We start from the raw sequence: 13153 nt of genomic DNA, 5'->3' as shown, positions 1-13153 counted from the left end.
GTCCAGCATCAGCCCGCGCCAGGAAAAGCGCGGCGTGTCGTCGATGTGCATTGCCGGCAGCACGACGCGCCCGTCCTCGCCCTGGGTCAGCAGCTGCCATAGCGTGACCGCGCCGTAGAACAGGCCGCGCTCGTCGGTCGCGCGCACGACCACGCCGTCCGGCGTCACGTCCAGCGAATAGGCTTCCGGCGAAGTGGTGCCGGTGGTGACGGCTTCGAAGCGGATGCCGCCGGACGCGCCGCTTTCCCCGGGCTTCAGCTCGGGCCATTTCGCCGCGGCGAGGAATCCGTTGAAGCGTTCCGCCACGCGCCGCGCGGCATCGCTGTCGGCGTGCAGTTTCGTGCCCGCGTCGACGACGAATTCGCCGCTGCCGGTTTGCAGCGTCGCGGGCACGGGGATCAGCGCCGGCTGGATCGCCTCGGTGGAGGCGGCCGGGGCGGACGGCTCCGGCTTGCCGGCGCCCTGCGTGCAGGCGGGCAGCAGGGCCACGGCGGCGAGCGTGGCGGCGATGCGGAGAAAGAGCGAAGGCTTCATCGGGTTTCCCGTTTCCTGGCGCGAGGCGCCGATGTTAGGCGTGGGCGGGTTGAAAGGGTGCGAAAAAGGCAAGACTGCAAAAGAAAAAGGGCCCGGACAAGTCCGGGCCCGTGAAGTGGAGCACTGCATGCAGCCGGGAGAGAATCAGAACTTGAAGCGCAGGTTCAGGTAGTACTGGCGGCCGTTGGAATACATCGCGTACGGCAGCACGCCGGCGGCGCTGCTGGTGTAGTACGACTTGACCGGATCGTTCAGGTTCAGGCCGTCCAGGCTGACGGTCAGCCAGTCGGTCGCCTTGTAGTTGAACGACGCCGACACCGTGCCGAAGTCGTCCTCGTAGAACGCGTCGGTGCGGCTGACGCCGGCGTAGAAGGCCTCGCGGAAGCTGTAGGTGACGCGCGCGCTGAACGTTTCGTTCTCGAACCAGCCCGACAGGTTGTAGGTGTTCTTCGAGGTGCCGTTCAGCGGGCCGCCGTTGGCGGTCTCGCCGTCGGCGTAGGTGTAGTTGCCGTCGAAGCCGAAGTTCTCGCCGATCGGCTGCTTGTAGGTCAGCTCGAAGCCCTTGACGCTGCCGTTGGTGTTGACCGGCACGGAAACCAGATAGTCGCTGTACACGTCGGTGCCGGTCTCGTGGCTGGCGGCCTGGTCCTTGTACTGGATGGTCGCGTTGCCGAAGCCGACATAGTCGTCCAGCTGCATGCTGTACACGCTGGCGGCCAGCAGCGCGCGCGGCGCGAAATACCATTCCAGCGAAGCGTCGAAGTTGGTCGAGACCAGCGGCCTCAGGTTCGGGTTGCCGCCGCTGCCGGTGTGGGTCAGGTCGTCGAGCGACAGCGAACCGGCCAGCGCCGAATAGTCGGGGCGGGTCATCGTGCGCGAGGCCGCGAAGCGCGCCACCACGTCGTCGCCGAGGTTGAACTTCAGGTTGGCGCTCGGCAGCAGCTTGGCGTAGTCGTTGTTGACCGTGACCGGCAGGTAGTCGCCGAAGGCCGAGCCGGTGATCGCGCCCGGGATGCCCGAGGCCACCGGCAGCGCCTGGTTGTAGCGGATGTCGCTGTCGGTCTTGACGTAGCGCAGGCCGACGTTGCCGCTCCAGTTGTCGCCCTCGAAGTTGGCCTGCACGTACGCGGCGCTGTTCTTCTCCTTCACCCCGTACACGTCGGAGAAATAGAAGCGCTCGGGATTGTTGCGGTTGGCGAACTCGGCGTTGATCGCGGCCAGCTGTTCCGGCGTGTAGTACCAGATGCCGCCGGGGAAGCTGCCGTCGAGGCCGCTGGCGAAGTCGCCCGGGTAGTGGCCGGCGCCGGACGCGTAGCCGGCGTAGGAGGCGATGTCGTTCCAGGCCGTGGCCCAGTTCGGGCCCTGCGCGATCTCGAAGTCGTTACGGCGCTCGTGCTCGGCGTAGCGCACGCCGAAATCGAGCGACGCCAGCGCGCCGTCGACGAAGCCGTATTCGCCATCGGCGGCGAACCAGTCTTCCTTGTCCTCCACGTCGATGCCCTGGCCGCCGAAGATCCAGCCGAATTCCGGATGGTGGTTGGTGGCGGCGTTGCCTTCGCCCAACGACCAGTCGATCGCCTCGCCGATGCCGTGCATCTGCCAGCCCAGCGTTCCGCCGGTCGGGATCAGGCCGGTTTCCAGCACGTCCTGGGTCGGGCTGCTGCCCTTGCCCTTGCTGGTGCCGGCCTGGAACTTGAAGCCCAGCGAGTCGCCGGCCTGCCAGTCGGCGCTGAGGGCGACGTAGTTGGACGAGGACTTCGCGCCCGGGCGCGAGATCATGTCGTACACGCCGTAGGGCACGGCGCTTTCCGGGTCCGCCGTCCAGCTGGCGCTGGTGAGCACGCCGTTATCGATGGTGTAGGCGGTCGGCGCCTGCGAACCGATGAACTGGCTGCCCCACAGCATGAAGTTGCGGTTGTAGTTGTCCGCCTTCAGTTTCGAGGTGAAGGCGTTGAGGTCCAGGGTCAGGTCGTCGCTGGCCTTGAACTCGATGTCGAGCACGCCGCCGGTGCGCTTGCGTTCCTGTTCGAACAGCACCGCGCCCAGCAGATTCGGGTACAGCACGTTCTGGCCGTCGACGGTGGCGGCACCGTAGCCGCCGACCACTTCCTGGCCGTCGCGGCGCAGGTGGCGCTCTTCGGAGAAGGCCTGCACCATCACGCCGAAGTTGCCGGCGTCGTTCTTCCAGTTGAGCAGGGCGCTGAGCTGCGGGTCGGTCTTGCCCGGCAGGTCGGCATGGACCGCGCCGAGCGCGGCGCTGGCGGTGAAGTTGTCGGCGTACTGCAGCGGGCGGCGGGTGATGATGTCGACCGAACCGGTGGCGCCGCCTTCGACCAGCTTGGCCTCGGACGACTTGTGCACGACGACCTGGTCGACGATTTCCGACGGCAGCAGCGAGAAGCTGACGCTGCGGCCCACGGTCTGCACCTGGCTCAGCACGAACCAGTCGCCGGTGCCGATGTTGTGGCCGTTGACCAGGGTCTGGGTCAGGCCGGGGCTGGTGCCGCGCATGCTGACGCGGTCGGCTTCGTCGAAGCCGCCCTCGCTGGCGCTGGAGGAGCTGATGGTCACGCCCGGCAGTTCGCGCAGCGTGTCGGCCACGTTCTTCGCCGGCAGCTTGCCGATGTCCTCGGCGGTGACGACCTCGACGTGCGACTTGGCGTCGCGCTTGACGTCGAGCGCCTTCTCGATGCTGCCGCGGATGCCGACCACGGTGATCGTGTCGAGCTGCTTGGCCTCGTCGGCCGTCGCCGGGGCTTCCTGCGCGACCGCCTGCGCCGCGAGGCCCAGGCTGGTCACGATCGCGGCCGAAAGCAGGGTCTTCTTGTATTTCATGGTGTGTCCCCTCGTTGGTTGAGTTGTTGGAAGCGGCGCCGGTTGCCGCGCCGCTGGTTGCCGATACCGCCTTCCCGTTCTTTCTCTTGCCCGTTTGCCGCGATCCATCGCCCGCCGCGCATGGACGCCGCGCGGCGCACAACGAACCGCTCCTAACCGCTGCCCGCGTGGTCGAGGTACCAGTTCGCGGCGCCGACGACGCCGAGTTGGCCGTGTTCGACCAGGTGCACGGGGATGCGTTCCAGCGCCGCGCGCATCGGCCCCTTGTTGAGGAAGCGTTCGGCGAAGCGGCTGTGGAGGAGGAATTCGCGGATCTGCGGCAGGAAGCCGCCGGCCAGGCGGATGCCGCCGGTGGCGCCGTAGTTCATCGCCATGTCGCCGACCGCGCTGCCGAGGATGCCGCAGAAGGTTTCCAGCGCCTCGCGCGCGATCGCGTCGCCGCCGGCTTGCGCGGCGGCGGTGATGTCGCTTGGCGCGGACAGCGCCGACCGCGCGCCGCGCAGTTCGCACAGCGCGTTGTAGAGGTTGCGGATGCCGGGGCCGGAAATCGCCGCGTGCTCGATCGACACGTGCGGTTGCCGCTTCAGCATCAGCGCCAGCAGCGCCAGTTCCAGTTCGTTGCCGGGAGCCAGCGCGGATTGCCCGGCTTCCGTCGGCAGCACGAAGCCGCGCTCGCCGCGCGGGATCCACAGCGCGGCGCCCAGGCCGGTGCCGGGGCCCAGCACCAGTACCGGGCCGCGCACCGCCGGCCGTTCCGGGCCGGCCACGCGGGTCGCCTCGCGGCTGTCGAGGGTGGCCGCGGCATGGGCCACGGCCTCGAAATCGTTGACCAGGCGCAGGTCGGCGAAGCCCAGGCGCTCGCGGGTTTCGCGGATCGACAACGGCCACGGCAGGTTGCTGGTGATGACGGTGCCGTCGTCCAGCGCGTAGCCGGCGCTGGCGATGACGCCGCGGTCGATCTTCGCGCCGTCGTGGCCGCCGAGGAACTCGGCGATGAAGTCGGCCAGGCCGGGATGGTCGGTGCAGTGGTACTTGCGGAAGGCGAGCACCTCGACCGGCGCGGCGGGGCCGGCGCTGCGCACGATGGCCAGGCGCACGTGGGTGCCGCCGACGTCGGCGGCCAGGAACGGCGCCCCGTTCACCCGCGCGTCTCCTGCGGTTGGACTGACCATTGCGACCATGCCTCTCCCATGCCTCGCACCCGTCGCGGCGCCGAATTGGACGCCGGTTTGGACGGAGTTTGGACATGCAAAGACAACGATGTCAATGGTCTGTCATCGGTTTGCCGTGCAAACCGGCCAATCCGTGCCGGCTCGCCCCTGTTCAGCTGGCGTGGCCCCGGATTGTTTGCAAATTTGTCGGTATTCCGGCTGCGGACCCGAGCCGCCTTTCCGGGGCGGCGACCGCTCCGGTGGCGGGCGGCGACATCGCGAAAACCGGCCGCAGTAAGGTGCCGAAGCCGGCAAACGGTTGCCGTGGCGGCTGAAACCGGGAAAACTATGACAACGTTGGCCCGGGCCTGCCGTGCAGGTTCCCGGGGGACGCGAGCTGACCAGGGGGTGCGGTTCGGCCATGGCCATGCGCAGCACGACTACCATCGCTATCGCCCACGCCGCCGCCGCGATGCCGGCGTGACCCGAGCCATCGCCACCGGACATCGCCATGCGCAGAGCCACCATCAAGGATGTCGCAGAACGCGCCAAGGTCTCGCTGAAGACCGTGTCGCGGGTGATCAACAACGAACCGTCGGTGATGCAGGCGACGCGCGCGCGCGTGCTGCACGCGATCGCCGAGCTCGACTACGAGCCCGACCCGTCGGCGCGCAACCTGCGCAGCGGCACGCCGTTCGTGATCGGCCTGGTCTACGACAACCCGAACCCGTACCACATCATCGCGGTGCAGAACGGCGTGCTCGCCGCCTGCCGCGAGACCGGCTTCGGCCTGCAGATCCAGCCGGTCGATTCGACCTCGCCGCTGCTGGCCGACGAACTGATCGAATTCGTGCAGCGCTCGCGCCTGGCCGGGCTGGTGCTGACCGCGCCGATGTCCGAGCGCAAGGAGCTGGTCGACGCGCTGGCCGCGCGCGGCATCGCGCTGGTGCGGATCATCGCCGCGACCGAGGACCCCGACGACGGCCTGCCGTGCGTCTACGTCGACGACCGCGACGCCGCCTACGAGATCACCGAGCACCTGATCCAGCTCGGCCACCAGCGCATCGGCTTCCTGTGGGGCGGGCCCGAGCACCGCTCCAGCGGCGAGCGCTACGCCGGCTACGAGCAGGCGCTGAGGGACTACGGCATCACCGTCGACAAGCACCTGGTGGTGCCCGGCGACTACACCTTCGACGACGGCTTCCGCGGCGCACGCCGCCTGCTGGCGCTGCGCGAGCCGCCGACCGCGATCTTCGGCAGCAACGACGAGATCGCCGCCGGCGTGCTGGCCGCGGCCAAGTCGGCCGGCATGAACGTGCCCTACGACCTGTCGATCGCCGGCTTCGAGGACAGCCCGTTCTCGCGCCAGTCGTGGCCGCCGCTGACCACCGCCAAGCAGGCCACCGAGGACATCGCCCGGCAGGCCGCGCGCCTGCTGATCGCCGGCCTGCGCCAGGATGCCTACGCCGACAATCCGACGCCGCCGCGCAACCAGGGCTTCGTGCCGCAACTGGTGGTGCGCGGCTCGACCGCACCGATGCGGCCGCGGCCGCCTTCCCCCCAGAGCAGCCCATGACCCAGCAACCCGCACGCTCCGCGGCACTGCCCGCGCCGCAAGACACCCTGATGTTCAACGAGGCGGCGCAAACCGCCGACGTCGTCGCCGCGCAGTTCGCGCGCAACGAAGCGGTCGTCGCGAAGCTCGCCGCGGCGCTGCGCGCCAGCCCGCCGGCCTTCGTCGCCACCTGCGCGCGCGGCAGTTCCGACCACGCCGCGACCTACGCGAAATACCTGTTCGAGACCCAGCTCGGCTTCGTCACCGCGTCGATCTCGCCGTCGGTCGGTTCGGTGTACGAGGCGAAGCAGCACCTGCGCGGCGCGCTGTACCTGACCATTTCGCAATCCGGCAAGAGCCCCGACCTGCTGCACAACGCGAAGGCCGCGCGCGCGGCCGGCGCGCACGTGGTCGCGCTGGTCAACGTCGAGGATTCGCCGCTGGCGCAACTGGCCGACACGGTGATCCCGCTCGGCGCCGGCCCGGAAAAGAGCGTCGCCGCGACCAAGAGCTACCTCGCCTCGCTGTCCGCGATCCTGCAGCTGGCCGCGCACTGGGCCGACAGCGCGCCGCTGCGCGGCGCGCTCGACGAACTGCCGCAGGCGCTGCGCGCGGCGTGGCAGGCCGACTGGTCGGCGCTGACCGAAGGCCTGGTCGATGCGCGCAACCTGTTCGTGCTCGGCCGCGGCCTCGGCCTCGCCGCCGCGCAGGAAGCGGCGCTGAAGTTCAAGGAAACCTGCGGCCTGCACGCCGAGGCCTACAGTTCGGCCGAGGTGAAGCACGGGCCGATGGCGCTGGTCGGGCCGGGCTTCCCGGTGCTGTGCTTCGCGCAATCGGACGAAACCGAGGCCGGCATGCTGGCGCTGGCCAAGGAATTCCGCGGCCGCGGCGCGCAGGTGTGGCTATCGTCGGCACGCGGCGATCTGCCGCTGGTGCCGGCGTCGAACCCGGCGGCCGCGCCGTTGCTGACCATCCAGAGCTTCTATCGCGCGATCAATGCGCTGGCGTTGCGCCGCGGCCATAATCCCGACGTGCCGCCGCACCTGAACAAGGTCACCGAGACGGTCTGAGTCCGACATGAGCACGCTTGCCCTGACCAACGCGCGCGTACTGACCGACGACGGATTCGCGGCGGGCGCCGCGGTGCTGGTCGAAGGCGGAAGGATCCTCGACCTCGTCGCCGCATCCGAAGCATCGAAGCGCGCCGACGAAGTACGCGACCTGCACGGCGCCTACCTGCTGCCGGGCTTCATCGATGTCCAGGTCAACGGCGGCGGCGGCGCGCTGTTCAACAACGACACCTCGGTCGAGGCGCTGCGCACGATGATGCGCGGGCACCGCAGGTTCGGCACCACCGGCATGCTGCCGACGCTGATCAGCGACGACGCCGGGGTGATGGCGAAGGCGGTCGCCGCGGTGCGCGAGGCGATCGCGCAGGGCGTGCCGGGCATCCTCGGCATCCACCTCGAAGGCCCGTACCTGGCGCCGGCGCGCAAGGGCACGCACGACACGAACAAGTTCCGCGTGCCGGACGCGGCCGAGATCGAGATGGCGACCGCGCTCGACAACGGCGTCACTCTGGTCACGCTGGCGCCGGAACGGGTGCCGGCCGACACGATCCGCGCCTTCGTCGAACGCGGCGCGGTGGTCGCCGCCGGCCATACCGCGGCCAGCTACGAGGAAACCCGCGCCGGCATCGACGCCGGCGTCAGCGGCTTCACCCATCTGTACAACGCGATGACCCCGCTGCAAGGGCGCGAACCCGGCGTGGTCGGCGCGGCGCTGGAGGATCCGCACACGTGGTGCGGCGTCATCGTCGACGGCGTGCACGTGCACCCGGCCAGCCTGCGCGTGGCGCTCGCCGCGAAGCCGAACGGCAAGGTCTTCCTGGTCACCGACGCGATGCCGATGGTCGGCGCCGACAGCCCCAGCTTCGACCTGTACGGCGAAACCATCACCGAAGTCGAGGGCGTGGTGCGCAATGCCGCCGGCGCGCTCGCCGGCTCGGCGCTCGACATGGCCAGCGCGGTGCGCAACAGCGTGCGCCTGCTCGGCCTGCCGCTCGACGAGGCCGCGCGCATGGCCGCGACCTACCCGGCGCAATTCCTCGGCCTCGGCGACAGCCACGGGCGCATCGCGCCGGGTTATCGCGCCGACCTGGTCGCGCTCGGCGCGGACGACTTGCAGGTGCTCGATACCTGGATCGCCGGCGTGCCGGCGACCTGACCCGCAATCCCGCAGGGGCGACGCAAGCCGCGGCGCGCTTCGTTCCGATTGCGGAAAGGCGGCAGCCGAAGCGTTCGCGGCCCGCGTCGCTCGGACAGGAGGTGGATGTGGTGAATCCGAAACGCTTCGCTTCCGTCGACGCGCTGCGCGGCATCACCGTCGCGGCGATGCTGCTGGTCAACAATCCCGGCGACTGGGGCCACGTCTATGCGCCGCTGCTGCACGCCGAATGGCACGGCTGCACGCCGACCGACCTGGTGTTCCCGTTCTTCCTGTTCGTGGTCGGCGTATCGATCGCACTGGGCATCGTGCCGCGGCTGGAAGGCGGCGCCGATCCGACGCCGCTGCGCCGCGCGATCCTGGTCCGCGCGGCGAAGATCGTCGGCCTCGGCCTGCTGCTGAACCTGCTGTCGTACTACAGCTTCGACCGGGAATGGTTCCGCCCGTGGGGCGTGCTGCAGCGGATCGGGTTGTGCTTCGCCGCCGCCGGGCTGCTCGCCACCCTGGCGAAGGCGCGCGCGCAATGGCTGGTCGCCGCCGCGCTGCTGTTCGGTTACTGGGCGTTGCTGGCGTGGGGCGGTTCGTACGAACGCCACGTCAACCTGGCGAACCGCGTGGACGTCGCGCTGCTGGGCCCGCTGGTCTACAAGTACGACGCGGCGACGGGGCTCGGCTACGAGCCGGAGGGCCTGCTGAGCACGCTGCCGGCGATCGCCACCGTGCTGCTCGGCGTGCGCGCCGGCGAATGGCTGCGCCGGGACGGAACGATGCGGCTGCTGTCGGCGGGCGTCGTCGCGCTGCTGCTCGGCGCGGCGTGGGCGCGGGTCTTCCCGCTCAACAAGAACCTGTGGACCTCGTCGTTCGTGCTGTGGACCGCGGGCTGGGCGATGCTGGCGCTCGCGTCGTGCCACCTGCTGGTCGACCGCTGGCGATGGCCGGCGCTGGGCCGTCGCTTCGGCGTCAACGCCATCGCCGCGTATGCGGGCTCGGGGGCGCTGCTGTGCGTCCTCGTCGCGCTGGGCGCGTGGGAAACGATCTATCGCGTCGGCTTCGCCGGCTGGATGGCGCCGCTGTTCGGGCCGTACGTCGCATCGCTGGCGTTCGCCGCCGCCTACGTGCTGTTCTGGTGGGGCGTGGTCTGGCTGATGGACCGGCGCGGCTGGTACCTGAAGATATAGAACCGGCCCTGCACTTGATGCGGGGTCGGCAGCCATGCTTTTGCCTCGACGAGGCTTCGCGGCGTGGCGGGCCCCGGCACATGCCATGCCTGCCGCTGATGCGGTAAAAAGGCTGCATCCCCCGCCACGCGAAGCCGACGCCATGAAAACGCCCCGGATTTCCGTCCTCGCCACGGCCCTGTTGCTGGCTGCCTGCGGCAATGCCGACACCAACGCCGGCACGAATGCCGGCGATGCCACGAACGAAGCCGCCGCGCCTGCGGCAGCGGCGGGCACGCCGGCGAAGACGACCGCGAACACCGGCGCCTTCACCGCGTGGAAGGATCCGCCGGCCGCACCGGCGGTGCCATCGCCGGCTTTCTTCAGCCATGAAGTGGCGACCTTCGACGAACCGTGGGCGATGGCTTTCCTGCCCGACGGCCGCCTGCTGGTCACCGAGAAGAAGGGCAGGCTGAAGCTGTACGACATCGCCGCGAACAGGACCAGCGAGATCGCCGGCGTGCCGGCAGTCGACTACGGCGGGCAGGGCGGCCTCGGCGACGTGGCGCTGCACCCGCAATTCGCCGAAAACCACCGGGTCTATCTCAGCTATGCCGAAGCCGGCGAAGGCGACACGCGCGGCGCGGCGCTGGCGCGCGCGAAATTGGACCTGGACGCGGACGGCAACGGCGGCCGCCTGTCCGACTTGCAGGTGATCTGGCGGCAGGTGCCGAAGGTGACCGGGCAAGGCCATTACAGCCATCGCATCCTGTTCGACCGCGACGGCAAGTTGTGGCTGGCTTCCGGCGAGCGGCAGAAGTTCACGCCGGCGCAGGACATGCGGGCCAACCTGGGCAAGGTGCTGCGCCTCAACGACGACGGCACGGCGGCGGCCGACAATCCCTTCGCCGACAAGGGCGGCGTGACTGCGCAGATCTGGTCGCTGGGCCCCCGCAACATCCTCGGCATGGCCTTCGATGCGCAGGGCCGGTTGTGGGAGGTCGAGCATGGTCCGCGCGGCGGCGATGAACTCAACCGCGTCGAGCGCGGCAGCAACTACGGCTGGCCGGTCGTGTCCTGGGGCAATCACTACGACGGCCGCGACATTCCCGACCACGACACGCGCCCGGAATTCAACGCGCCGGAAGCGTGGTGGAACCCGGTGATCGCGCCCGCCGGCTTCATCATCTATTCCGGCGACCTGTTCCCGTACTTCAAGGGCAACGGTTTCATCGGCGGGGTGGGGTCGAATTCGCTGGTGCGGATCCAGTTCGACGGCGACAACGCGCGCGAGGTCGAGCGCTACGACATGGGCGCGCGCATCCGCGAAGTGGAGCAGGGCCCCGACGGCGCGATCTGGCTGTTGCAGGACGGCGACGGCGCCAGGCTGCTGAAGCTGACCCCGGCGGGCTGATCCGCAGGCTGCGGGGCGGTTCGATTGCCGCCCCGCCTTCCTCCGCTCCGATCCTGGCTCAGCACGGGCCCAGGCGGTCGCCGTGGTTCAGGTGGCCCTGCACCGCCGACCGCGGCAGTTCCATGGTCTTCCTGCCCTTGTGGCAAACCAGCGCGGTGTCGCCGCCGGCCTTGCCGGAACCGACCGGAACGACGACGCAACCGGCGAGGGGCAGGATCAGCAACGCGGCCAGCAGGCGCTTCATGAGAAGCTCGGTCACGCCCGCGATCAATTCGGCCTTCTGGTCCGAAGACGCGCCTTCCTTCGTGATCTTGATGTTTACGTACGGCAAGCCGGACTCCTCCTTCGATTGCAAGCGCCCGAACCGAACCGAACCGGACCGGACCGGATCGCGGCTCTGGCATGACCGAATTGTCAGGCAGCGACCAGCGTGCTCAGGGCGTCGGCGGCCATGGTCGGGGTGAACTGCACGATCTGGTACTGCGCCACGCCATGCATGTGGAACGGATCCTCGGCCAGCAGGGCCTCGAGCGCCTGGCGCGAATCGGCGGTCGCCAGGATGATGCCCCCTTCCCGCGGTTCCTTGCGGCCGGACAGCAGGAACGCGCCCCTGGCGTAGTTGCGGGACAGGAAATCCCGGTGCGCGGGTATGTGCCGATCCACTACCTCGAGCGGCACGGTGTACGTCAGCAGAACCAGAAACATCATGGAATTCCCTTTGGCGGCCCGGCGCCTGGCTGGATGGCGAATTGTAGGGCCTCGCGTCGCCGGCAATGCGGTCGACGGGCCGGTCAGCGGTTCCTGGACCTGGCGAAGGCGCCGAGCCCGCAAATAGCGGCGATAGCGAGCGGCAGGAAGCCGAGACGGTCGCCGTTGGAAAGCATGACGCCAGCGACGACGACGGATCCGCAGGCGGCCATGACGAGCTGTTGGGGCGTGGGGTTTCCTGGGTGCTGCATGCGGGATTCCCGGGATTGCGATGCGGCGGGTCCGAGCGTCGGAATCAGGCCGGGCCGCGAAGCGGGTTCGGCTCGAACAAGTTGTTAGCTCTTGCTGACGGTGTAACCCTCATGCTCAAGAACGCGCTTACAGAGCTCCACAAAATCTACATGCGTGAGGTCATTCTTTGAGTCGTTTGTACGCCAAGCACAGACCCGGAACGAAGCGGACTTTGAGCTGGCTTCTATGTGATCGACGGTTGGAAGCAGGGAAAATCCGGCCTTGTAGTGATGCTTCCCGGTCTTTGATGCGTCGTTATCGTATGTGCTTATAAGCGTCCAATCCAGCTTCTCACCGGTGTAGGCATCGTTGCCTGACGATGAGACGACAGCGGCGTGAATTGCATCTTTGTAGGCTGAAATTGTGCAGATGTGGCCGCGCTTGCGGTCTCGCTTGACATGCGCAGCGGCTTTCCGGTGCAGCCAGCGAGAGTAAGCCTCTTGGCTGGTCTGATCATGCAGCTCGCGTGGGAGTAGGTGTTTCTTTGGCAATGCTTAGTGCCTTATGTCTTGGCTTTCCCCTACTGTAAACGCCGAGAGCCCGGTGTGCGCGCCCGATAACGCCTCGGTGTAGCGGCACCGTAATTCAGCAGGGGCCGCACACCGGATCTCACGTCCCGACGCCCGAACAGTTGCGCGAGGTTTCCCTCGCACCGATAAGCGTGGGCCGGACGTGATGCTCTCGACCGACCTACTTTAGCGCGGAGGACGAGATGACGGCAGTCGGAATCGATGTGGGCAGCCGTCGATGCAGCGATCAAGGCCTTGTTGCGGGAACACACCACGCCCGCGTTGCGTTCGTCCAAGGGGCTCGGCCCGCAATTCCAGGCCAGTGTGCTGGCGTTGCTACCGGAGCTTGGACAATTGACTCGCAGGGAGATTGCACGCCTGGTGGGCGTGGCGCCGCTCAACCGCGACAGCGGCCAGCGCCAGGGCAAACGCCGCATTTATGGCGGGCGCGCCGAAGTGCGGGTGGCGCTGTACATGGCGACGCTATCGGCGGTGCGATGGGAGCCGGTGATGCGGGCGCACTACCAACAATTGCGAGCACGTGGAAAGGCGGGGTTCTACCCCGAAATCACGGACGGTTGTAAAAGGGCTGAGAACTTCTGGTCTTGCCTGGCGACCCTTCGTCGCATCCTCGGGTTGTGGAACCGCTCGATGTATTCGAACACATCAGCCCTCGCGGCATCGAGCGTTGGGTAGGTCATGCGGTAGACCCGCTCGCGCTTGAGCAGGCCGAAGAAGCCTTCGCACGCGGCGTTGTCACCGCAGTGGCCCAC

Annotated in this window: 12 protein-coding genes and 1 pseudogene; 6 read left to right on the top strand and 7 right to left on the bottom strand. The window is 68.5% G+C overall.

Going from position 1 to position 13153, the window contains the following annotated elements; all coding sequences use genetic code 11:
* The 3 genes from CSC71_RS14895 to CSC71_RS14885 form a co-directional block, all read right to left on the bottom strand.
* On the bottom strand, positions 1 to 534 hold a 534-nt coding region (locus tag CSC71_RS14895; RefSeq protein ID WP_170295401.1), incomplete at its 3' end, for a glycoside hydrolase family 20 zincin-like fold domain-containing protein.
* Between the two features lie 144 nt (positions 535 to 678).
* The gene (locus tag CSC71_RS14890) at positions 679 to 3369 is read right to left on the bottom strand and encodes a TonB-dependent receptor (protein ID WP_162375165.1); all 2691 of its coding nucleotides are present in this window, start codon (positions 3367 to 3369) and stop codon (positions 679 to 681) included.
* Between the two features lie 152 nt (positions 3370 to 3521).
* Entirely contained in the window at positions 3522 to 4550 is a 1029-nt protein-coding gene (locus CSC71_RS14885) for a glucokinase (protein ID WP_425501961.1), read from the bottom strand.
* Between the two features lie 481 nt (positions 4551 to 5031).
* On the opposite strand from CSC71_RS14885, the gene CSC71_RS14880 reads away from it, so the two are divergent.
* The 5 genes from CSC71_RS14880 (at position 5032) to CSC71_RS14860 (ending at position 10872) form a co-directional block, all read left to right on the top strand.
* Complete coding sequence (locus CSC71_RS14880) at positions 5032 to 6096, top strand: LacI family DNA-binding transcriptional regulator (RefSeq protein ID WP_162375163.1); 1065 nt, start codon at positions 5032 to 5034, stop codon at positions 6094 to 6096.
* Positions 6093 to 7145 carry an SIS domain-containing protein gene (locus tag CSC71_RS14875; RefSeq protein ID WP_162375162.1) on the top strand — a complete coding sequence of 351 codons (1053 nt, stop codon included), beginning with the start codon at positions 6093 to 6095 and terminating at the stop codon, positions 7143 to 7145. The genes CSC71_RS14880 and CSC71_RS14875 overlap by 4 nt, the downstream gene beginning before the upstream one ends.
* Before the next feature lie 7 nt (positions 7146 to 7152).
* Positions 7153 to 8301: an N-acetylglucosamine-6-phosphate deacetylase gene (gene nagA / locus CSC71_RS14870; RefSeq protein ID WP_162375161.1), complete on the top strand. Its 1149-nt coding sequence runs from the start codon at positions 7153 to 7155 to the stop codon at positions 8299 to 8301.
* 101 nt (positions 8302 to 8402) lie between these two features.
* Positions 8403 to 9479: an acyltransferase family protein gene (locus CSC71_RS14865; RefSeq protein WP_211368062.1), complete on the top strand. Its 1077-nt coding sequence runs from the start codon at positions 8403 to 8405 to the stop codon at positions 9477 to 9479.
* 142 nt (positions 9480 to 9621) lie between these two features.
* Positions 9622 to 10872 (top strand): PQQ-dependent sugar dehydrogenase, encoded by a 1251-nt coding sequence (locus tag CSC71_RS14860; protein WP_162375160.1) that lies wholly within the window; start codon positions 9622 to 9624, stop codon positions 10870 to 10872.
* Between the two features lie 58 nt (positions 10873 to 10930).
* Here the strand turns inward: CSC71_RS14860 and CSC71_RS15685 are convergent, their stop codons facing one another.
* The 3 genes from CSC71_RS15685 to CSC71_RS14845 all read right to left on the bottom strand — a co-directional run bounded on the left by CSC71_RS15685 (position 10931) and on the right by CSC71_RS14845 (position 11831).
* The gene (locus CSC71_RS15685; RefSeq protein ID WP_162375159.1) at positions 10931 to 11203 is read right to left on the bottom strand and encodes a tautomerase family protein; all 273 of its coding nucleotides are present in this window, start codon (positions 11201 to 11203) and stop codon (positions 10931 to 10933) included.
* 83 nt (positions 11204 to 11286) lie between these two features.
* Entirely contained in the window at positions 11287 to 11577 is a 291-nt protein-coding gene (locus CSC71_RS14850) for a YciI family protein (protein ID WP_162375158.1), read from the bottom strand.
* Positions 11578 to 11663: 86 nt separating this feature from the next.
* Complete coding sequence (locus CSC71_RS14845) at positions 11664 to 11831, bottom strand: hypothetical protein (protein WP_162375157.1); 168 nt, start codon at positions 11829 to 11831, stop codon at positions 11664 to 11666.
* Positions 11832 to 12602: 771 nt separating this feature from the next.
* Between CSC71_RS14845 and CSC71_RS15610 the strand changes: the two are divergent.
* Positions 12603 to 12896 (top strand): annotated as a pseudogene (locus tag CSC71_RS15610) (IS110 family transposase); the annotation flags it as partial.
* Positions 12897 to 12937: 41 nt separating this feature from the next.
* Here CSC71_RS15610 and CSC71_RS14835 read toward each other — a convergent pair.
* A partial coding sequence (locus tag CSC71_RS14835) for an IS3 family transposase (RefSeq protein WP_162373230.1) occupies positions 12938 to 13153 on the bottom strand: 216 nt, incomplete at its 5' end.

The sequence above is a fragment of the Pseudoxanthomonas sangjuensis genome (assembly GCF_010211755.1).
Lineage (GTDB): Bacteria > Pseudomonadota > Gammaproteobacteria > Xanthomonadales > Xanthomonadaceae > Pseudoxanthomonas_A > Pseudoxanthomonas_A sangjuensis.
Note: the sequence above shows the minus strand (reverse complement) of the source record. Positions and strands in the feature narration are given on the sequence as shown.

Coding starts and splice junctions, on each gene's coding strand:
- CSC71_RS14880 (WP_162375163.1), top strand. CDS start 5,032: ATGCGCAGAGCCACCATCAAGGATGTCGCAGAACGCGCCAAGGTCTCG.
- CSC71_RS14845 (WP_162375157.1), bottom strand. CDS start 11,831: ATGCAGCACCCAGGAAACCCCACGCCCCAACAGCTCGTCATGGCCGCC.
- CSC71_RS14890 (WP_162375165.1), bottom strand. CDS start 3,369: ATGAAATACAAGAAGACCCTGCTTTCGGCCGCGATCGTGACCAGCCTG.
- CSC71_RS14875 (WP_162375162.1), top strand. CDS start 6,093: ATGACCCAGCAACCCGCACGCTCCGCGGCACTGCCCGCGCCGCAAGAC.
- CSC71_RS14860 (WP_162375160.1), top strand. CDS start 9,622: ATGAAAACGCCCCGGATTTCCGTCCTCGCCACGGCCCTGTTGCTGGCT.
- CSC71_RS14885 (WP_425501961.1), bottom strand. CDS start 4,550: ATGGTCGCAATGGTCAGTCCAACCGCAGGAGACGCGCGGGTGAACGGG.
- nagA (WP_162375161.1), top strand. CDS start 7,153: ATGAGCACGCTTGCCCTGACCAACGCGCGCGTACTGACCGACGACGGA.
- CSC71_RS14850 (WP_162375158.1), bottom strand. CDS start 11,577: ATGTTTCTGGTTCTGCTGACGTACACCGTGCCGCTCGAGGTAGTGGAT.